19 protein-coding genes and 1 riboswitch are annotated in these 19,032 nt (G+C 72.1%); of the genes, 9 read left to right on the top strand and 10 right to left on the bottom strand.

What is annotated here, in order from left to right; genetic code table 11:
* The first annotated feature begins 102 nt into the window (after positions 1–102).
* The 5 genes from ACZ6BG_RS01995 to ACZ6BG_RS01975 all read left to right on the top strand — a co-directional run bounded on the left by ACZ6BG_RS01995 (position 103) and on the right by ACZ6BG_RS01975 (position 5,196).
* Positions 103–846: a lysophospholipid acyltransferase family protein gene (locus ACZ6BG_RS01995; protein WP_468997842.1), complete on the top strand. Its 744-nt coding sequence runs from the start codon at positions 103–105 to the stop codon at positions 844–846.
* Between the two features lie 65 nt (positions 847–911).
* Entirely contained in the window at positions 912–2,174 is a 1,263-nt protein-coding gene (macS, locus tag ACZ6BG_RS01990; RefSeq protein WP_468995528.1) for a MacS family sensor histidine kinase, read from the top strand.
* A 77-nt stretch (positions 2,175–2,251) separates the two neighbouring features.
* The gene (locus ACZ6BG_RS01985; protein ID WP_468997839.1) at positions 2,252–2,911 is read left to right on the top strand and encodes a response regulator; all 660 of its coding nucleotides are present in this window, start codon (positions 2,252–2,254) and stop codon (positions 2,909–2,911) included.
* 144 nt (positions 2,912–3,055) lie between these two features.
* On the top strand, positions 3,056–4,084 hold the full coding sequence (locus tag ACZ6BG_RS01980; protein ID WP_468995525.1) for a 6-phosphofructokinase: 1,029 nt from the start codon (positions 3,056–3,058) through the stop codon (positions 4,082–4,084).
* Between the two features lie 107 nt (positions 4,085–4,191).
* On the top strand, positions 4,192–5,196 hold the full coding sequence (locus ACZ6BG_RS01975) for a 2-hydroxyacid dehydrogenase (RefSeq protein ID WP_468995521.1): 1,005 nt from the start codon (positions 4,192–4,194) through the stop codon (positions 5,194–5,196).
* Here ACZ6BG_RS01975 and ACZ6BG_RS01970 read toward each other — a convergent pair.
* The 3 genes from ACZ6BG_RS01970 to ACZ6BG_RS01960 all read right to left on the bottom strand — a co-directional run bounded on the left by ACZ6BG_RS01970 (position 5,142) and on the right by ACZ6BG_RS01960 (position 7,966).
* The gene (locus ACZ6BG_RS01970) at positions 5,142–7,139 is read right to left on the bottom strand and encodes an anthranilate synthase family protein (protein WP_468995518.1); all 1,998 of its coding nucleotides are present in this window, start codon (positions 7,137–7,139) and stop codon (positions 5,142–5,144) included. The genes ACZ6BG_RS01975 and ACZ6BG_RS01970 overlap by 55 nt on opposite strands.
* A gap of 114 nt (positions 7,140–7,253) precedes the next feature.
* Entirely contained in the window at positions 7,254–7,310 is a 57-nt protein-coding gene (locus ACZ6BG_RS01965) for a trp operon leader peptide (protein ID WP_106983522.1), read from the bottom strand.
* A 44-nt stretch (positions 7,311–7,354) separates the two neighbouring features.
* Positions 7,355–7,966 carry a TetR/AcrR family transcriptional regulator gene (locus ACZ6BG_RS01960; protein ID WP_468995512.1) on the bottom strand — a complete coding sequence of 204 codons (612 nt, stop codon included), beginning with the start codon at positions 7,964–7,966 and terminating at the stop codon, positions 7,355–7,357.
* Between the two features lie 51 nt (positions 7,967–8,017).
* On the opposite strand from ACZ6BG_RS01960, the gene ACZ6BG_RS01955 reads away from it, so the two are divergent.
* The 3 genes from ACZ6BG_RS01955 to ACZ6BG_RS01945 all read left to right on the top strand — a co-directional run bounded on the left by ACZ6BG_RS01955 (position 8,018) and on the right by ACZ6BG_RS01945 (position 10,937).
* Entirely contained in the window at positions 8,018–8,938 is a 921-nt protein-coding gene (locus ACZ6BG_RS01955; RefSeq protein WP_468995509.1) for an SRPBCC family protein, read from the top strand.
* A 174-nt stretch (positions 8,939–9,112) separates the two neighbouring features.
* Positions 9,113–10,468 carry a class II 3-deoxy-7-phosphoheptulonate synthase gene (locus ACZ6BG_RS01950; protein WP_468449127.1) on the top strand — a complete coding sequence of 452 codons (1,356 nt, stop codon included), beginning with the start codon at positions 9,113–9,115 and terminating at the stop codon, positions 10,466–10,468.
* Between the two features lie 178 nt (positions 10,469–10,646).
* Positions 10,647–10,937, top strand: coding sequence for a (2Fe-2S)-binding protein (locus ACZ6BG_RS01945; RefSeq protein WP_468997836.1), 291 nt, complete (start codon positions 10,647–10,649; stop codon positions 10,935–10,937).
* A gap of 17 nt (positions 10,938–10,954) precedes the next feature.
* Here the strand turns inward: ACZ6BG_RS01945 and bfr are convergent, their stop codons facing one another.
* On the bottom strand, positions 10,955–11,434 hold the full coding sequence (gene bfr / locus ACZ6BG_RS01940) for a bacterioferritin (RefSeq protein WP_468995504.1): 480 nt from the start codon (positions 11,432–11,434) through the stop codon (positions 10,955–10,957).
* 153 nt (positions 11,435–11,587) lie between these two features.
* Between bfr and ACZ6BG_RS01935 the strand changes: the two genes are divergently transcribed.
* Entirely contained in the window at positions 11,588–12,220 is a 633-nt protein-coding gene (locus ACZ6BG_RS01935) for a sulfite oxidase-like oxidoreductase (RefSeq protein WP_468449123.1), read from the top strand.
* Between the two features lie 27 nt (positions 12,221–12,247).
* Here the strand turns inward: ACZ6BG_RS01935 and ACZ6BG_RS01930 are convergent, their stop codons facing one another.
* The 6 genes from ACZ6BG_RS01930 to thiO form a co-directional block, all read right to left on the bottom strand.
* Positions 12,248–12,829: a DUF4396 domain-containing protein gene (locus tag ACZ6BG_RS01930; RefSeq protein ID WP_468995498.1), complete on the bottom strand. Its 582-nt coding sequence runs from the start codon at positions 12,827–12,829 to the stop codon at positions 12,248–12,250.
* 83 nt (positions 12,830–12,912) lie between these two features.
* Positions 12,913–13,821, bottom strand: coding sequence for a deoxyribonuclease IV (locus tag ACZ6BG_RS01925; RefSeq protein ID WP_468995495.1), 909 nt, complete (start codon positions 13,819–13,821; stop codon positions 12,913–12,915).
* A gap of 56 nt (positions 13,822–13,877) precedes the next feature.
* Positions 13,878–15,926: a Stk1 family PASTA domain-containing Ser/Thr kinase gene (pknB, locus tag ACZ6BG_RS01920; protein ID WP_468995492.1), complete on the bottom strand. Its 2,049-nt coding sequence runs from the start codon at positions 15,924–15,926 to the stop codon at positions 13,878–13,880.
* 525 nt (positions 15,927–16,451) lie between these two features.
* Positions 16,452–17,246, bottom strand: a complete 795-nt coding sequence (locus ACZ6BG_RS01915; RefSeq protein ID WP_468995488.1) for a thiazole synthase — start codon at positions 17,244–17,246, stop codon at positions 16,452–16,454.
* Between the two features lie 5 nt (positions 17,247–17,251).
* Complete coding sequence (thiS, locus tag ACZ6BG_RS01910) at positions 17,252–17,473, bottom strand: sulfur carrier protein ThiS (RefSeq protein ID WP_468449113.1); 222 nt, start codon at positions 17,471–17,473, stop codon at positions 17,252–17,254.
* Positions 17,470–18,810 (bottom strand): glycine oxidase ThiO, encoded by a 1,341-nt coding sequence (thiO, locus tag ACZ6BG_RS01905; protein WP_468995481.1) that lies wholly within the window; start codon positions 18,808–18,810, stop codon positions 17,470–17,472. Before thiO ends, thiS begins: the two co-directional genes overlap by 4 nt.
* A riboswitch (TPP riboswitch) is annotated at positions 18,808–18,921 on the bottom strand. (Overlaps the previous gene by 3 nt.)
* Positions 18,922–19,032 lie beyond the last annotated feature (111 nt).

Genomic DNA, 19,032 nt, shown 5'->3' with positions numbered 1-19,032 from the left:
CCGGCACCGGCACCGGCCGGGGCGGTCGGCCCCGCTCCGGAAGGAGCGCGGGCCCCACTCGGGTTATGGTCTGATCCACAGACACAGGAGGCACTCGGTTTGATCTACGGCGCAATGAAGCTGTCCATCGGAGGGCCCCTGAAGCTCGCCTTCAGGCCCTGGGTGGAAGGCCTCGAGAACATTCCCGCCGAGGGCCCCGCCATTCTGGCAAGCAACCACCTGTCCTTCTCGGACTCCTTCTTCCTGCCCGCGGTCCTCGACCGCAAGGTCACCTTCATCGCCAAGGCCGAGTACTTCACGACGCCCGGCATCAAGGGCCGGATGACGGCGGCGTTCTTCAAGGGCGTCGGCCAACTGCCGGTGGACCGCTCGGGCGCGCGCGGCGCGGGCGAGGCGGCCATCAAGAGCGGCATCGAGGTCCTGGAGAGCGGCGAGCTGTTCGGCATCTACCCGGAGGGCACCCGCTCGCCCGACGGCCGCCTCTACCGCGGCAAGCCCGGCGGCCTCGCCCGGGTGGCCCTGGCCACCGGCGCGCCCGTGATCCCCGTCGCGATGATCGACACCGAGAAGATCCAGCCGCCCGGCAAGGTGATGCCGAAGCTGATGCGGCCCGGCATCCGCATCGGCAAGCCCCTGGACTTCAGCCGCTACCAGGGCATGGAGCACGACCGCTTCGTCCTGCGGGCCGTGACCGACGAGGTCATGTACGAGATCATGAAGCTCTCCGGTCAGGAGTACGTCGACATCTACGCGACCGCCGCGAAGCGTCAGCTCAGCGAGGCGGCCAAGGCGGCGAAGGAGGCGGCCAAGAAGGAAGCGGCCGCCAAGGAACGGTCCGGCGCGTAGCCGCGTCCGTGTAGAGGGGCGTCCGTGGGAGAGGGGCGCACGACAGCGTCCTGTGGGGTGGGGTAGTGGCCAGGCGCGAAAAGGTCATGCGAATGTCGGTCGAGCAGCCGCTGTGGCGTGCCCTGACCGCGTACCGCGTGCTGACCATGCTGTATGCCATCGGCCTCTTCGTGGCCGGATACTCCACCTTCGCCCGCCCCTGGCTCGCCATCGGCTACTACGCGGTGCTCGCCGTCTGGACCCTCGCCACCATCCCCAAGGTCTCCGGCGCCGCGAGCTGCACCAAGCGCTTCCTCGCCGTCGACCTCGGGGTCGCGCTCACCGGCATTCTCCTGACGCCGGTCGCGGTCGAGCACTGGCGGGTCGTCGACGGCGGACCGACGCTGCCGTCCATATGGACGGCCGGAGCGGTGCTCGCCTTCGCGATCAAGGGCGGCTGGCGCTGGGCCGCCTTCGCCTCGCTGCTCGTCGGCGTCGCCAACGTCGTCCAGCGCGGCGCGTTCAGCCGCGACACCGTCCACAACGTCCTCCTGGTCTGCATCGCCTCCATCGCCATCGGCTACGTCGTGGAGGTCGCCCGCGCCTCGGAGCGCACCCTCGCCCGCGCCCTGGAGATCGAGGCCGCGACCCGCGAGCGCGAGCGCCTCGCCCGCGACATCCACGACAGCGTGCTCCAGGTCCTCGCCATGGTGCAGCGCCGCGGCACCGCCATCGGCGGCGAGGCGGCCGAGCTCGGCCGGATGGCGGGCGAGCAGGAGGTCGCCCTGCGCACCCTGGTGGCCGGGGGCCTGATCCCCGTCTCGTACGCCTCGGAGGACGTCTCCCAGGGCGCCGTCGTCCGGCTCGTCGAGGAACCCGACGCCCCCGAAGGACCACGCGGCGACGGCGATACCACCGGCGCGACCAGCTGCGACCTGCGCCCGCTCCTCGCGCCCTTCGCCGGGTCGAAGGTGACCCTGTCGGAGCCGGGCGCCGCGGTGCCGCTCGCGCCGCACGCCGCCAGGGAGCTGACCGCCGCGGTCGGCGCCGCCCTGGACAATGTCCGCAAGCACGCCGGGCCGGACGCCCGCGCCTGGATCCTCGTCGAGGACGAGCCCGACGCCGTCGTCGTGACGGTGCGCGACGACGGCCCCGGCATCCCGAAGGGGCGGCTCGCCCAGGCCGAGGGGGAGGGGCGGCTCGGGGTCGCGCTGTCCATCCGGGGGCGGCTGCGGGACATCGGGGGCACGGCCGAGCTGATCTCGGTGCCGGGCCAGGGCACGGAAGTGGAACTGAGAGTCCCGCGCGCCGCGCGGGACGTACGGGGGAAGGCGGAAGCGGAACGATGAGCAGCGAGCGCGACGAACAGAGCGCGGCGGGACCGGACGGGTCGACCGGGGCGGGCGCCGCCGCGCCGGTCAAGGTCATGGTCGTCGACGACCACCCGATGTGGCGCGACGCCGTCGCCCGGGACCTGGCCGAGTCCGGCTTCGACGTGGTGGCGACCGCGGGCGACGGCGAACAGGCCGTGCGCCGCGCCCAGGCCGCCGCGCCCGACGTCCTCGTCCTCGACCTGAACCTGCCGCTGAAGCCCGGCGTGCAGGTCTGCAAGGAACTCGTCGGCGCCAACCCCGCCCTGCGCGTCCTGGTCCTGTCGGCCAGCGGCGAGCACGCCGACGTCCTGGAGGCGGTCAAGTCCGGCGCCACCGGCTATCTCCTGAAGTCCGCGTCCACCGCCGAGCTGATCGACGCCGTGGGCCGCACCGCCGTCGGCGACGCCGTGTTCACCCCCGGCCTCGCGGGCCTGGTCCTCGGCGAGTTCCGGCGCCTGGCCTCCGAGCCCGCGCCCGCGGCCCCCGACGAGCCGGGCGCCCCGCGCCTCACCGACCGCGAGACCGAGGTCCTGCGCCTGGTCGCCAAGGGCCTCAGCTACAAGCAGATCGCCGAACGCCTCGTCATCTCGCACCGCACCGTGCAGAACCACGTCCAGAACACCCTCGGCAAGCTCCAGCTGCACAACAGGGTGGAGCTCGTGCGGTACGCGATCGAGCGCGGCCTCGACACCGACGACTCCGCCGGGACATGACCTCCTTCGGGTGAACCGCGGCCCCACCCTCCACCGCAACTCCCGTACCACGCCCCGGAATTCACGGTTCGTCCCATGCCGAAGTGACGCGGATCACCATTAGCGTGGCTCGCGTCAGCGCAATCGCGGCGAAGGGACATTTCCATGCGGGTCGGAGTTCTGACCGGAGGCGGTGACTGCCCCGGACTCAATGCCGTCATCCGGGGCGTCGTCCGCAAGGGCGTGCAGGAGTACGCGTACGACTTCGTGGGCTTCCGCGACGGCTGGCGCGGACCGCTCGAAGGCGACACCGTCCAACTCGACATCCCCGCCGTCCGCGGCATCCTGCCGCGCGGCGGCACCATCCTCGGCTCCTCGCGGACCAACCCCCTCAAGGTCGAGAACGGCATCCGGCGGATCAAGGAGAACCTCGCCAAGTACGAGGTCGACGCCCTGATCGCCATCGGCGGCGAGGACACCCTCGGGGTCGCCGCCCGCCTCACCGACGAGTACGGCATCAACGTCGTCGGCGTACCGAAGACCATCGACAACGACCTGTCCGCCACGGACTACACCTTCGGGTTCGACACGGCCGTCGGCATCGCCACCGAGGCCATCGACCGCCTGCACACCACCGCCGAGTCGCACATGCGCGTCCTCGTCGTCGAGGTCATGGGCCGCCACGCCGGCTGGATCGCGCTGCACTCCGGGCTCGCGGGCGGCGCCAACGTCATCCTCATCCCCGAGCAGCGCTTCGACCTCGACCAGGTGTGCGCCTGGGTGACCTCGCGCTTCAAGGCCTCCTACGCGCCGATCGTCGTCGTCGCGGAGGGCGCCATGCCCAAGGACGGCGAGATGGTCCTCAAGGACGGCACCCTCGACTCCTTCGGGCACGTGCGGCTCTCCGGCGTCGGCGAGTGGCTGTCCAAGGAGATCGAGAAGCGCACCGGCAAGGAGGCCCGCACCACGGTCCTCGGGCACGTCCAGCGGGGCGGCACGCCGAGCGCCTTCGACCGCTGGCTCGCCACCCGCTTCGGTCTGCACGCGATCGACGCCGTGCGCGACGGCGACTTCGGCAAGATGGTCGCCCTGCACGGCACGGACATCGTCCGCGTCCCGATCGCCGACGCCACCGCCAAGCTCAAGACGGTCGACCCCGCGCTCTACAAGGAGGTGGGCGTCTTCTTCGGCTGACCCGCACGACCGGCCCCCGGCCGAACCGCGCCGTCGGGCGGCGGGTGCGGCGGCGGGACCGTATATTCGGCGGCGCGGGGGCAACGCACGCGAGACCGGGAGCAACCGTGGAGATCCTTGCCTTCGGCGTCCAGGCGGACGAGCGCCCCCTCATCGAGAAGGCCTTCGCGCCGCACCACGACACCCGGTGCCTGGACGTCTTCCTGAACGAGGACACCGCCCCCATCGCCGCCGGGTACGAGATCATCTCGACCAGCGTCAACGCCAGCCTGAACAACCGCGTCCTGCAGACCCTCGCCGCCGGTGGCACGCAGATGATCGCCCAGCGCTCCACCGGCTTCAACAACATCGACCTCCAGGTCGCCGAACGCCTGGGCCTGACGGTCGCCCGCGTCTCCTCCTACTCGCCCTACTCCGTCGCCGAGTTCGCCTGGACCCTGGCGACCGCCGTCAACCGCCGCATCGTCCGCGCCAGCAACCGCACCCGCGACTTCGACTTCCGCCTCGACGGCCTGATGGGCCGGGACCTGCACGGCCGCACCGCCGGAGTGCTCGGCACCGGCAAGATCGGAGAGGCCTTCACCCGGATCGCGCACGGCTTCGGGATGAATCTCCTCGGCTGGGACGTCGCCGAGAACCCCGCGTGCGTCGCGCTCGGCATGAAGTACGTGGACAAGGAACAGCTGTTCGTCGAGTCCGACCTGATCAGCCTGCACGTACCGCTGCTCCCCGCCACCCACCACATCATCGACGCCGGCGCCCTGCGCTCGATGAAGGACGACGCGATCCTGGTGAACTCCAGCCGCGGCGGTCTGATCGACACCGACGCGCTGGTGAGCGAGTTGCGCGCGGGCCGCTTCACCGGCGTCGGCCTCGACGTGTACGAGGCCGAGGCCGGGCTCTTCTTCCTCGACAAGTCCCTGGAGGCCGTCGAGGACGACACCCTGGCCCGCCTCGTCACCTTCCCGAACGTCGTCGTGACCTCCCACCAGGCGTACTACACGGTCGACGCCGTGAGCCAGATCATCGACACCACCGTCCAGAACGTCCTCGACCATCAGGCGGGCCGCCGCTCCGAGAACGTCCTCGTGCCCGCCGCGCCCCGCAGCTGACCGAGCAGTTCCCGCACGACCTGCGCCCCGCGCAGCGACAGCACCGACTCCGGATGGAACTGCACCCCCGCGAACCCGGGGCCGCGCAGCGCGTGCACCTCCCCGCTCGCCCGGTCCCGGCTCACCTCGATCCCGTGCGCCGCCAGTTCGAGGGCCGCCTCCTCGTCGCAGCGCGCCACGAAGCTGTTGTAGAAGCCGACGGTCTCCGCCCGCCCGAACAGGTCGACCGTCGTCTGCGCCCCCTGGTACGGCACCTCCTTGCGCACGATCTCCAGGCCCAGCTCGGCCGCGATCAGCTCGTGCCCCAGGCACACCCCGAGCACCGGATGCCGATGGCCACGCACCAGCTCCGCCGCGAGCGCCCGCAGGAACCGCATCTTCGGGTCCCCCGAGGCGGCGGGGTCGCCAGGACCGGGGCCGAGGACGACGGGACCCGCGTGGGTGAGGGCCGCGTCCGCGAGGCCCGGCTCGTCGTAGCGGCGCACCGACACCGTCAGGCCCGACGAGCGCAGCACATGCGCGAGCATCGCCGTGAACGTGTCCTCGCCGTCGACGACGAGCGCGTGCCCGGACAGCTCCGCCGACTTTCCCCGAGCGCTCAACTCCGTTCGAGCAGGGGAGGCCCCCTTCTGCATCCGCAGCCAGAACGGGGCGAGCCCGGCCCGCCTCCCGTCCAGGGCCGCCCGCACCCGGGGGTCGTCGGCGAGCGCGGGCCGCGCGCTCTCGTGCCGCGGCCGCCCGGGCCGCACACCGAGCGCGGCGAGCACCCCGGCCGCCTTCGCGTGCGTCTCCGCCACCTCCCCGGCCGGATCCGAGCCGCGCACCAGCGTCGCGCCGACCGGCACCCGCAGACCCCCGCGCGCGTCGATGTCGGCGGTGCGGATCAGGATCGGCGAGTCCAGGGTCTGCGCGCCGACGGACCCTTCCCGCCCGCCGCCCGCGGCCCGGCCGATCAGCGCGAGCGCCCCCGCGTAGTAACCGCGCCCGCCCGCCTCGTGCCGCCGGATCACCCGGCACGCGTTCTGCACGGGCGAGCCGGTGACGGTCGCCGCGAACATCGTCTCCCGCAGCACCTCCCGCACGTCCAGCGACGAACGGCCCCGCAGCTCGTACTCGGTGTGCGCGAGGTGGGCCATCTCCTTCAGCCGGGGGCCGACGACCACCCCGCCGCGGTCGCCGACGGTGCACATCATCTTCAGCTCCTCGTCGACGACCATCGACAGCTCCTCGGTCTCCTTGCCGTCGGCGAGGAACCGCAGCAGGTCATCGGCCGTGGGGCCCTCGGGCGGATAGCGGTACGTCCCGCTGATCGGGTTCATGACGACCGTCCCGCCGGACATCCGCACATGCACCTCCGGGCTCGCCCCGACCAGCGTCCGCCCGTCCTCGCCTCCGGTGTGCACGACGAACGTCCAGTACGCCCCGCGCTCACCCACGAGCAGCCTGCGGAACAGCGCCAGCGCGTCGGCCCGTCCGAACCCGGGGATCTCGCCACGGTACGTCCGCCGGATCACGAAGTTGGCGCCCTCGCCGCCGCCGATCTCCTCCCGCAGCACCCGGCCGACGGTCCGCGCGTACGCCTCGTCGCTCACGTCGAAGGCACCCTCCGTCACCCGCACCTCATGGTCGGGCAGCGCCGCCAGAGCCTCGGCGAGCGGGATCTCGTACGTCTCCTCGGGCGTGAGGACCGCGAGCGGCGTGCCGTCGTCGGTCACCTCGAAGCCGCGCTCCCTGATCTGCCGGAAGGGGATGAGGGCGAGGCCGTCGGGCAGGTCGGCGAGGCGGTCGCAGGTCGTGACCGGCCCGCGCAGGACCTCCACCGTGTCGTGGTCACGGCCGGGGGTGCGGCGGCGCAGCAGAGCGAAAGGGGTCTGCTCGTCGAGCAGTCGGTCGAGGGCGGTGGGGGACGGGCGGTCGTCGGTCAGCGGGTTCCGCGGATCCATGGGGCTGTTCCTTCTCCGTGAGCGGACGGGGGAGGAACGGCCGGTCCGGAACGCTGCCGGAAAACACCGAAGGCCGCCCCTCGGGCGGCCTTCGCGATGTCTGGGTACGCGCAGTCAGTGGGCCGCCGAAGAAGCGGGCCACCACCAGTTCTGGGTCGAGTGCGCGAACATGCCCCGCACCCTAGCGCATCCCGGACCCGGGACGGCGGCGCGTCTCAGGGCCGGGCCATCAGCACATCCAGCGCCTCGTCCAGATAGGCGCCGAACTCGTCCTCGCCGGGCAGCACCGAAGGCGCCGCGTGGCCGAGCTGGGCGTGGCCCAGGTACACCGAGTACGCCAGCAGCCCGCGGCGGCGCGCCTCGCCTTCCGGGAAGCCGAGGGCGGCGAAGAGGCCGGCGACGTACGCCACCCGGCGCTCGGTGACACGCCGCAGCGCCGCGGCGACCTTGGGGTGCGAGGCGGTCGCGAGCAGCGAGACCTCCAGGGGGTCCGCGGACGCCGAGCTGATGGCCTCGGCGAACAGCAGCCGGACGCGGGTGCGGAGGTCCGGCTCCGCCTCGACCTCGCTGATGATCCCCTCGGTGTTGATCTCCGCCCAGCGCTCCAGGGCGGCCTCGATGAGGGCGTCACGGTTCGCGAAGTGCCAGTAGAAGCTGCCCTTGGTGGTGCCGAGCCGGACCGCGAGGGGCTCCACGGCGACGGCGGCGAGCCCGCCCTCACCGATGGCCGTGAGCGCCGCGTCGGCCCAGTCCTGAGCGGAGAGGCGGGGCTTCGCCGGGGCCTTCCGCGCGTCCGGGGTCGCTGTCTTCCGCTGCCGTTGCGCCATGACCGTACGGTATCGTACGGTTGACCATACGCCAGCGTATGGAGGTGCGTCGTGGGTGTCGTACGCAATGAACACGAGCGAGTGATCGAGGCTCCGGCGGCGGCTGTGGGTGCGCTGATCGACCGGCTCTCCGCCGCGGACGACCCGCTCTTCCCGACCCCGGCCTGGCCCGCGATGACCTTCGACGGGCCGCTCGCGGTCGGCGCCACCGGCGGCCACGGCCCGGTGAGGTACGCGGTGACGGAGTACGAACCGGGCCACCGGGTCCGCTTCGACTTCGCCGACCCCGACAACGGCTTCCACGAGATCTCCGTCGAACCCCTGGGGGAGCGGCGCTGCCGCGTGCGGCACGTCCTGGAGACCACGCCGCGGGGCCTGGACCGCGTCCTGTGGCCGACGGTCGTCCGGCCGGTGCACGACACGATGGTCGAGGAGGTCCTCGACAACGCCGAGCGGGCGGCCGCGGGCCACTGCGCGCACCCCGTGCGCTGGTCACGATGGGTACGGCTGCTGAACGCCCTCGACTGGGACCGGCCCGAGACGGTCGCCGTCCCCGAGGGCGCCCGGCTGCTGCGCGCCGCCCTCGACCGGCCCGCCTACCAGGACGCGTACCGCATGCGGATGCTCCCCGGCCTGCCCCGCGACCCGCGCGCTTGGTCCCGCATGCTGCGCGAGGACTTCCCCGAGCTGGGGTGCGCCGACGGGGAGCTGCTGCTCCAGGTCGACATCGCGGGCCTGACCGCCCGCGCCTCGATCCTCGTCGACGACGCACACGTCACCCTCAGCACCTACGCCCGCCCCGACACCCGCCGCGGCCGCCTCTACTGGGCCGCCGTCCGCCTCGGCCACCCCTTCATGGCCCGGCTGATGCTGCGCCGCACCCATCGCGCGCTGGCCCTGGGGGCGCCGAGCGCGGGGGAGCGGGTGCGACGAGGTGTGACCGTTCGCGGGGCCGCTCGTTCCACCCCGTGAAGAACCTGCTCCCCGCCGTCGCGTGGGTGATCCGACGAGTGGCGGTCACGACTCGAGATCCGCGATGTTCTCCCTGACTCTGCGGGGGCGTCGGGCGGCGGGCGGTGTGTGCCGCCCGTCTCATCAGTTGAGCGGCGGGAAAAGCACTCGACGCGACCCCGTAAGGTTTACGGGGTGACCGTGAACGCTGATTCCCAAGCCGTCGCCGCCGAGGCGACCTGGCGAAACCTGCCTGCGGCGCAGCAGCCTGAGTACCCCGATGCCGAGGCCCTGCGCGACGTCATCGGCGAGCTCAGTTCCTATCCCCCGCTCGTCTTCGCGGGCGAGTGCGACCAGCTGCGCTCCCGCATGGGTGCCGTCGCCAGGGGCGAGGCGTTCCTCCTTCAGGGCGGCGACTGCGCCGAGTCGTTCGACGCCGTGAGCGCCGAGCACATCCGGGCCAAGCTCAAGACCCTCCTCCAGATGGGCGCCGTCCTCACCTACGCCGCCTCCGTGCCGGTCGTGAAGGTCGGGCGGATCGCCGGGCAGTACTCCAAGCCGCGCTCCAAGCCGACCGAGACCCGCGACGGCGTCACCCTGCCGACGTACCGCGGCGACTCCGTCAACGGCTTCGACTTCACCGAGAAGGCCCGCGTCCCGGACCCCGAGCGCCTGAAGCGGATGTACAACGCCTCCGCCTCCACGCTCAACCTGGTGCGCGCCTTCACCACCGGCGGCTACGCCGACCTGCGCCAGGTGCACGCCTGGAACCAGGACTTCGTGAAGTCGTCCCCGTCCGGGCAGCGCTACGAGCAGCTCGCCCGCGAGATCGACAACGCGCTCAACTTCATGCGGGCCTGCGGCACGGACCCCGAGGAGTTCAAGACGGTCGAGTTCTACGCCTCGCACGAGGCGCTGCTTCTCGACTACGAGTCGGCGCTGACCCGCGTGGACTCGCGTACGGGCCAGCTGTACGACGTCTCGGGCCACATGGTCTGGATCGGCGAGCGCACCCGTCAGCTGGACGGCGCGCACATCGAGTTCGCCTCGAAGATCCGCAACCCGATCGGCATCAAGCTCGGCCCGACGACGACGGCCGAGGAGGCGCTGCGGTACATCGACCGCCTCGACCCGGACCGTGAGCCCGGCCGCCTGACGTTCATCGCCCGCATGGGCGCGGACAAGGTCCGCGACAAGCTCCCCGAGCTGGTCGAGAAGGTCACCGCGTCCGGCGCCACCGTGGCCTGGATCACCGACCCGATGCACGGCAACACCTACGAGGCGGCCTCCGGCCACAAGACCCGCCGCTTCGACGACGTGCTCGACGAGGTCAAGGGCTTCTTCGAGGTCCACAAGGCGCTCGGCACGCACCCGGGCGGCATCCACGTGGAGCTCACCGGCGACGACGTCACGGAGTGCGTGGGCGGCGGCGACGAGATCTTCGTCGACGACCTGCACCAGCGCTACGAGACGGCGTGCGACCCGCGGCTCAACCGCAGCCAGTCGCTGGACCTGGCGTTCCTGGTGGCGGAGATGTACCGGGACCAGTGATCACCTGACCTGGGCATTCCCTGGTTACGCAGGTGTGGGGCGCGGATCCGTGTGATCCGCGCCCCACGTGCGTATCCCGGGCTTTTGCGCAGCCGGAGGCGCGGGTAAGGTTAGGTTAGCCTCACCGATCAATCGGGACGGCCGCCACTTGTCAGCCTGTCCTCGGGAGGTGAACCGCGTGTACGTCTGCAACTGCTTCGGGGTCACCGAAGAGCAGGTGAAGAAGCATGCGGAGGCCGGTGCCTGCACCCCCCGCCAGATCGCCTCCGCCTCCAAGGCGGGCACGGACTGCGGTTCGTGCGTACGCCGCATTCAGTCGCTGCTCGGCCGGGGCGCGTGCCCGCGGCGCGAGCTGGTGGACCAGGGCGAGCCGGCCGTGGCGCTGGCCCCTGAGGCGGAGCTGCCCAAGATTCCCGGGATTCCGGCCGTGCCCGCTCCGGAGCGCGAGGAGTTCCCGGAGGCCGCCTAGCGGCTCCCCGAGCCGGGCTAGCTCTCCGGCTGCTCGATGAGCTGCGCGATGTACAGCGGCTCGCCGAGCTTCTCGACCAGCTCGAGCTGGGTGTCGAGATAGTCGATGTGGTGTTCCTCGTCCTTGAGGATCGACTCGAAGATGTTCGCGGATGTGATGTCGCCCTTGGCGCGCATCACCTCGATGCCGCGCTTGAGGCGGTCGATCGCCTCCACCTCGATCTGCCGGTCCGCCTTGAACATCTCGGTGACGGTCTGGCCCACGCGCACATGGAACAGCCGCTGGTAGTTGGGCAGACCGTCGAGGAAGAGGATCCGGTCGGTCAGCACCTCCGCGTGCTTCATCTCGTCGATCGACTCGGACCGGGTGTACTTGGCGAGCTTCGTCCAACCGAAGTTGTCCTGCATCTTGGCGTGCAGGAAGTACTGATTGATCGCGGTCAGCTCGGCGGTCAGCTGCTCGTTGAGAAATTCGATGACCTCGGGGTCGCCCTGCATCGCAGAGGCTCCTTCCAAGCGGGTGACTGGGCAGGTCCGCGCATCTTTGCACCGGTATCCAGGGGCGTCCAGTAAGTGCATGCTTAGTAGGAGTTGCCCGAATCCACGTATACCTGGTCACGTCCACCGCTCGCCGTCTGTCAGGATGGAGCCATGGGTCAGCCGGTGGGTCGCACATCTCGAGACGTGGCGGAACCGGAGCTTCCGCCGGGGCAGCGACTGCAGCGCGGCTGGCCGGTCACGCACTACGGGCCGGTGCCCAAGTTCCGTCCCGAGCGCTGGGAGTTCAGGGTCTTCGGCGCCACCGCCGACGGCGAGAAGCACTGCTGGACCCATGAGGAGTTCTCGGCCCTGCCGTACGCCACGGTGGTCGGGGATCTGCACTGCGTCACGAAGTTCAGCATGCTCGGCGCCGAATGGGGCGGGGTGCTCGCCCGCGACCTGCTCGCGCTCGCGCCGCCCGCGCCCAACGCCACCCATGTCATGGTCTGGGCCGAGTACGGCTTCAGCTCCAACCTGCGCATGGCCGACTTCGCCTCCGAACGCACGATCTTCGCCACCCACAAGGGCGGGGAACTCCTCACCGCCGAGCACGGTTTCCCGCTGCGGCTCGTGGTGCCCCAGCTGTACGCCTGGAAGGGCCCGAAGTGGGTCCGCGGCGTCGAGTACATGACGGCCGACCGCCGCGGCTTCTGGGAGGAGCGCGGGTACCACAACATCGGCGACCCCTGGCGGGAGCAGCGGTACTCCTACCAGGAGGAGCCGGGGGACGGCCCGGAGCTGTAGCCGCTCCGGGCCGGTGTCCGGCCGGGGTCAGTGGTGGTACTGGTGGACCACCGCGTGGCCCTTGCCGCGGCCGATCATCCACTTGTTGACCGGGGTGGTGATCACGAAGGCGGCGGCGAGCGCGATGGCGAGGACGATCCAGAACATCGCGTCTGCGAGATGGGCGTCCATGGCGCCGGGCCAGAGGGCGATCACGCCGTTGTCGATCAGCTCCATCACGGCGATGGAGAGGGTGTCGGCGGCGAGCGCGACCCTGATCGCCGTCCGGAAATCCACGCCCGACTTCAGGATGCCGCGCAGCGTCAGCGCGTAGCCGAAGAAGAACGCGAGGGCGATCGCGAGCACCATCGTCGGCACGTTGCCCCAGCCGAGCGCGGTGCCGATCACCATGCCGAGGACCTCGCCGATGGCGCACCCGGTGAGGCAGTGCAGAGTGGCCTGCGCGGCCGTGGACCAGCTGACCTTGCCCATGCCGTGGTGCCCGCTGTGGCTGTGGCCCGCGTGCCCGCCGTGCCCCTCGTGGCCACCGTGACCCTCATGGCCGCCGTGCCCCTCGTGGCCCTCATGGCCGCTGCGGTCCTGGTGTCCGGCGTGCGTGTCGTGCTGCATGAGAAATCCCCCAACGTCGAATAGCGGCTCCTGCACTGACAGGAACCGTATACCCCTGGGGGGTATTCCTCAAGAGGGAAGGATCATGCGTCCCGCAGCTCCTTCAGGCGGGCGACATCGGCCGCGTGCCCCTCCTTGCCGCCCGGCGTCTCGATGATCAGGGGCACGCCCTCGGTCGCCGGGTGGGTCATCAGCTCGCGGAACGGGTCGGCGCCGATGTGGCCGGAGCCGATGTTCTCGTGGCGGTCCTTGTGGGCGGCGACGACGTCCTTGGAGTCGTTGGCGTGCACCAGCTTCAGCCGGCCCGGGCCGACCGTGTCCACGAGCAGGTCGAGGGTCTGCTTCATGCCGCCGGGCCCGGCCAGGTCGTGCCCCGCCGCGAAGATGTGGCAGGTGTCCAGGCAGACCCCGAGCTTCGGATGGGCGTCCAGGGCCTCGAAGTACGGCCCGAAGTCCCAGGTGCGCGAGCACAGCGAGGCGCCCTGCCCGGCGGTCGACTCCAGGAGCAGGAACGGGTCGTCGTCGTGGGTCAGCTCGTCGAGCAGCGGCAGGACCCGCTCCCGTACCTGGCGCAGCGCCACCTTCCGCTCCCGGCCGCCCGTCGCCGAACCGGTGTGCACGACGACCCCGAGCGCGCCGATCTCGCGGCCGCGGCGCAGGGAGTGCCGCATCGACTCCACGGACTTCTCCACCGTCGCCTCGGTGTGCGAGCCGAAGTTGATCAGGTAGGGGGCGTGTACGTACGCGGGGATGTCCTCGGCCGCGCAGACGGCGCGGAACTCCTCGTCCTGCTTGGGGTTCCCGGGCGGGGTCGCCCAGCCGCGCGGATTGGCCACGAAGACCTGCACGGTCTCGGCGGCGAGGTCGCGCGCGTAGGCGAGGCCCACGGAGGCGAGGCCGCCCGCGACGGGGACGTGGCTGCCGACGGGGTTGCGGCGGGCCCGTGCGGTCAGGGGGGTGCGGGGGGAGTCGGGGGACTTCTCGGTGCTCACCCGGTCAAGGGTGGCACGGGGCGGGGGCGGGGACCGGCGCGGGGCCGGTCCCCGGCTCAGCCGATCTTGATGGTGATCGTCGACCCCTTGGGGGCCTTGTCGCCGCCGTCCACCGACTGGTCCTTCACCTTGTCCGCGAAGATGTCGAGCAGCCCGCGGTCCTCGTCGACGTCGAAGCCGGCCGCTTCCAGCTTGTCCTTGGCCTCGTCGACGCTCATGCCCTCGACGTCCGGGACCTCGACCAGCGGCGGGCCCTTGGAGATGGTCAGCGTGACCGTGTCGCCCTCGGAGAGCTTCTTGCTCGGGTTCGGGGACTGCTCCAGGACATCGCCCTTGTCCTCCTCCTCGGAGGTGACCCGCTCCGGGGCGATCCGCACCTTCAGACCGGCCTCCTCCAGCGCGTCGCGGGCGTCGCTCTCGGACTCGCCGGTGACGTCGGGCGGCTGGACGGCGCGGCCTTTGCTGACGACGATCGCGACGGCCGAGCCGGCCTTGCGGACCTTTCCGGCGCCCGGGTCCGTGCTGATCACGGCGCCCTTCTCGACGTCGTCGCTGAAGGCCTTGGTGACCATGCCGGCCCCGAGGCCCGCGTCGTCGAGCTTGTCCTTCGCCTTGTCCAGGGGCGTGCCCTCGAGGTCCGGCACCTTGACGGTCTCCGGGCCGAGGGAGACGGTCAGCGTCACCTTGCCGTTGTGCCGGATGCGCTCGCCGACATCGGGGTCGGTCGCCATGACCGTGCCGCGCTTGTCGGTGTCGCTGTACGCGCGCTTGACCTTGCGTACGTCGAGACCGGCGCTGTCGAGACGCTTGCGCGCGTCGGCCTCCGTCTTCGCCAGGAGCGGCGGGACCTTCGTGAACTGGCCCGAGTTGATGTACCAGACGCCCGCGCCGAGCCCGAGGGCCAGCAGGACGGCGGCTACCACGGCGGTGATCCCGCGGCGCGTGTTGAGGCGCTGCCGGAACCGCGCCACGGGGGAGACGGGGGCCGCCGACGGGGGCGGTCCGGGTGGCGGGGTGCGCAGCACGCTGGTGTGACTGAGCCCGTCCTGCCGGGGGGCGGGTTCCTGGCGCGGGGAGGTGTGGGGATCCGCCGCGGGGCGCTCGGGCTCTGCCGCGGCGGGCAGGGGCAGCTGTACGGAACGTGCCGCGCGCGGAATGACGCTCGTACGGTCCTCGGAGCCGTCGTGCCCGCTCTGCCCGCCCTGCACGTTCTGGCTCTCGGTGCCGCGGGCCTGCGGGGGTATCGCGTCCAACTGCGCCTCGGTGAGCGCGAACCGGGCCTCGCGCAGTTGCCCGAGCAGGGCCACCGCGTCGTGGGGGCGCAGATCGGGGTTGCGCGCGGTCGCCGACGCGACCAGTTCGTCGAGCTCGAAGGCGAGGCCCGGTACGGCGGCGGAGGGCGGCGGTACGTCCTCGTTGAGGTGCTGGAAGAGGACCTGGGCGGGGGAGTCGCCCTGGTGCGGCTTGGCGCCGGTGAGCATCTCGTACAGGACGACACCGGAGGCGTACACGTCGACCCGGGTGTCGGCTGTGCCCTGCTCGATCTGCTCCGGGGCGAGGTAGGAGACCGTGCCGAGGACCGTGCCGGTCGTGTTCGTGACGGAGTCCACGGCCCGTACGAGACCGAAGTCGGCGACCTTCACCCGGCCGTCGTCCCCTATCAGGACGTTCTCCGGCTTCATGTCGCGGTGCACGAACCCGGCGCGGTGCGCGGCGCCGAGGGCGGCGAGCACGGGCTCCAGGATGTCCAGGGCGGCGCGGGGGCGCAGGGCGCCGCGCTCGCGCAGTACGTCGCGGAGGGTGCACCCGGCGATGTACTCCATCGCCAGATACACGTACGGGCCGTCGGTGCCCTGGTCGAAGACCCCGACCACGTTCGGGTGCGCGAGACGGGCCACCGACTTGGCCTCGCGGATGAAGCGGTCGACGAACGAGGCGTCGGCCGCCAGCGTCGGGTGCATCACCTTCAGGGCGAGCATGCGGTCGAGGCGGGTGTCCACGGCCCGGTAGACCGTGGCCATCCCGCCGACCGCGATTCGTCCGTCGACGCGATAACGGCCGTCGAGCACCTGCCCGACGAGGGGGTCCTTGAGGGTCGTGTCCACGGGGGGAGTCTACGAGGCGGTGCCCGGGGCCCGGCCCTCGCGGGCGGCGGACCAGCGAGACTGCAGCGCACCTGTAACCGACGCCGAACCACCCCGTGCCCGGGGCCGCCCTCCCCCTCCACCCCGGCAACCCCCACACCGCGCTGCGCGCGACTCTCCCACCCGCCCACCCGTGACTGTCGTCCCCGGGGCGAGCCCGTCCCCTGCGGGGTGGCTGGCTCCCGACTGCCCCGTGCCCTCGCCCGCTGCCTCCCTTGGCCTGCCCTTGCCCCCGGGGTGAGCCCATCCCCTGCCGGGCAGCTCTCGCCTGCCCCTTGCCGGGCCGCTCCCGAGCGCCCGTGCCCTCGACGCGCCGCTTCCCCCGGCCCGCCCAGGCCCCCGCGGCCCTTCCGCGGCCGTCGCCGCCCCTCCACCCCCCACCCCGGCCTCGCAACGTGCCTCCCTGGGTGCGCCCGGGGACGACAGTCACGGGTGGGCGGGTGGGAGAGGCCGCCGCGGAGCGGTGGCTGGGGGTGCCGGGTGGGGTCAGAACGCCGGGCGTTCGGGGTCGAGGGTGGCTCGGCCGGCCGTGGGGGACGAGGCCTCGGCGAAGTGGCGTCGGGGGATGCGGCCGCCCAGGTGCGCCAGGCGTCCCGCCAGGACTCCGTGGCGCATCGCCTCGGCCATGAGGACGGGCTCGCGCGCCCGCGTCACGGCCGACGCGAGCATCACCCCGGCGCAGCCCAGCTCCATCGCGAGGGCCGCGTCCGACGCCGTACCGGCCCCGGCGTCCAGGATCACCGGCACGCTCGCCTGCTCCACGATGAGCTGGAAGTTGTGCGGGTTGCGGATGCCGAGCCCGGAGCCGATGGGGGAGCCGAGCGGCATGACGGCGGCGCAGCCCACGTCCTCCAGCTTCCGGGCGAGCACGGGGTCGTCGTTGGTGTACGGAAGGACGGTGAAGCCGTCGTCGACGAGGGCCTCGGCCGCGTCGAGGAGTTCCACCGGGTCGGGCAGCAGCGTGCGCTCGTCCGCGATGACCTCCAGCTTCACCAGGTCGGTGCCGAGCGCCTCCCGCGCGAGCCGCGCGGTCAGGACGGCCTCGCCCGCGGTGAAGCAGCCCGCCGTGTTCGGCAGCACCCGGATGCCGAGCCGGTCAAGGACGGACAGCACGGAGCCCTGGACGCCGGGGTCGAGCCGCCGCATCGCGACGGTCGTCAGCTCCGTCCCGGAGGCGACGAGGGACCGCTCCAGGACGTCGAGGCTGGGCGCACCGCCCGTACCCATGATCAGTCGCGACGACAGGGTGAGGCCGCCGATGACGAAGGGATCGTCCGCCATGTGCGTCAGCCTCCCTGGACGGCGGTGAGGACTTCGACGCGGTCGCCGTCGCTGAGCGCGGTGGCGGCCCACTCCGCGCGCGGGACGACGGTTTCGTTGAGCGCGGCGGCGACACCGGAGTGGGCGGTGGACAGTTGGGCGACGACGGTGTCGAGCGTGGTCCCGGCGGCCACGTCTCGTACTTCTCCGTTGACGGAGACGGCGAATACGGCGAACGGCGTGGTCATGCGGACAGCTCCGTGAGGTCCTCGGGGGATGCGGGGGATGCGGGGGATGCGGGGGAGGGGGTGGGTGTGGTGGGTGCGAAGGGTGGGTGCGGGAGTGCCGTGAAGCGGGCCGGCGTGAACGCCCGCGCCACCTCCGGCAGTTCGCCCGTGACCAGCGCGTGCGCCATGACGTCCCCGGTGACGGGCGTCAGGAGGACGCCGTTGCGGTAGTGGCCGGTGGCCAGGTGGAGGCCGGGCAGCGCGGTGGGGCCGAGGAGGGGCGCGTTGTCGGGGGAGGCGGGCCGCAGCCCGGCGCGGGTCTCCGTGAGCGGCAGCTCCGTGATGCCGGGTACGAGTTCGTGGGCGTCGCGCAGCAGTTCGTAGACGCCGCCCGCCGTGACCGTGGTGTCCCAGCCCAACTCCTCGCTGGTCGCGCCGACGACCAGCTCACCGCTGACGCGCGGCACCAGGTAGACGTGGCTGCCGCGCACGACGGCGCGCACGGTGCGGTGGAGGAACGGCGCGTACCGCCCGGGCACCGTCAGCCGCAGCACCTGCCCCTTCACGGGCCGCACCGGCGGCAGGACGTCACCCGGCACCCCCGCGAGCCGCCCGCTGAGGCTGCCCGCGGCGAGCACCGTCTGCGCGGCGGCCAGCGCGGTGCCGTCGGCGAGGACGACGCCGGTGGCCCGCTCCCGTACGACCGAGAGCTCCCGCGCCCACGCGCGCGTGAACGTCACCCCGGCTTGTTCGCAGGCCACGACGAGGGCGGCCGCGAGCCTGCGCGGGTCGACCTGATGGTCGTCGTCGACGCGCAGCCCGCCGCGTACCCCCGGAGCGAGCATCGGCTCGAGGCGGCGGCACTCGCGGCCGTTCAGCCACTCCGGTGTGAGCCCCGACCGCTGCTGGAGGGCGTGCAGTTCGCGCAGGTGGGCGCGGTCGTCGGAGTCGAGGGCGACGGCGAGCGTGCCGCACGCGCGATAGCCGACGTCGTGCCCGGTCGCCTCCGTCAGCTCGGCCACGAAGTCCGGATAGCGGCGCGCGGAGGCGAGGTTGAGGCCGAGCAGGGTCTGCTCGCCGTGGTGGAGTTCGGTGACGGCGGCCAGCATGCCCGCCGCGACCTGCGCCGCGCCGCCGCCGGGATCGGGGTCGACGACGGTGACGGCGAGCCCGCGCTGCGCGGCCCGCCAGGCGGTGACGAGCCCGATGACGCCACCACCGATGACGAGGACGTCTGTGCTCGTACGCGCAGTGGTGCTCGGTGTCGTACTCGTGCTCGGCGCCGTACTCGTGCGCGCGCTCGGCGTCGTGCGCGCGCTCGACCTCGTCCGTGAATCTGAATTCGTACGGGAACGCATGGGCGTCCAGCCCCTCCCTTCGCCGGCATGACCCGGATCAGGTTCGTACGGTCGGAGGCCGTCCCAGCCTCCCTCTCAGCCCGGTGCGTCCGGGCTCCCGCGAGTGCTCTGCACGGCCAGCGTAGCCCGTCGTCCCGCGGGTGGTTAAGCCCGTCGTGTCCGCGGGCGGGGCGCCGTCCTACAGTTGACCGGGTGAGCGAGGAGCAGAAGCGGGTGGAGTCG

The organism is Streptomyces sp. NPDC041205, assembly GCF_055591765.1.
Note: the sequence above shows the minus strand (reverse complement) of the source record. Positions and strands in the feature narration are given on the sequence as shown.

What these genes read in the sequence shown, in the direction of transcription:
- ACZ6BG_RS01985 (WP_468997839.1), top strand. Translation starts at nt 2,252, where the DNA reads ATGGTCGTCGACGACCACCCGATGTGGCGCGACGCCGTCGCCCGGGAC.
- ACZ6BG_RS01980 (WP_468995525.1), top strand. Translation starts at nt 3,056, where the DNA reads ATGCGGGTCGGAGTTCTGACCGGAGGCGGTGACTGCCCCGGACTCAAT.
- ACZ6BG_RS01970 (WP_468995518.1), bottom strand. Translation starts at nt 7,139, where the DNA reads ATGGATCCGCGGAACCCGCTGACCGACGACCGCCCGTCCCCCACCGCC.
- ACZ6BG_RS01960 (WP_468995512.1), bottom strand. Translation starts at nt 7,966, where the DNA reads ATGGCGCAACGGCAGCGGAAGACAGCGACCCCGGACGCGCGGAAGGCC.
- bfr (WP_468995504.1), bottom strand. Translation starts at nt 11,434, where the DNA reads ATGCAGGGCGACCCCGAGGTCATCGAATTTCTCAACGAGCAGCTGACC.
- ACZ6BG_RS01935 (WP_468449123.1), top strand. Translation starts at nt 11,588, where the DNA reads ATGGGTCAGCCGGTGGGTCGCACATCTCGAGACGTGGCGGAACCGGAG.
- ACZ6BG_RS01930 (WP_468995498.1), bottom strand. Translation starts at nt 12,829, where the DNA reads ATGCAGCACGACACGCACGCCGGACACCAGGACCGCAGCGGCCATGAG.
- ACZ6BG_RS01915 (WP_468995488.1), bottom strand. Translation starts at nt 17,246, where the DNA reads ATGGCGGACGATCCCTTCGTCATCGGCGGCCTCACCCTGTCGTCGCGA.
- thiS (WP_468449113.1), bottom strand. Translation starts at nt 17,473, where the DNA reads ATGACCACGCCGTTCGCCGTATTCGCCGTCTCCGTCAACGGAGAAGTA.
- thiO (WP_468995481.1), bottom strand. Translation starts at nt 18,810, where the DNA reads ATGCGTTCCCGTACGAATTCAGATTCACGGACGAGGTCGAGCGCGCGC.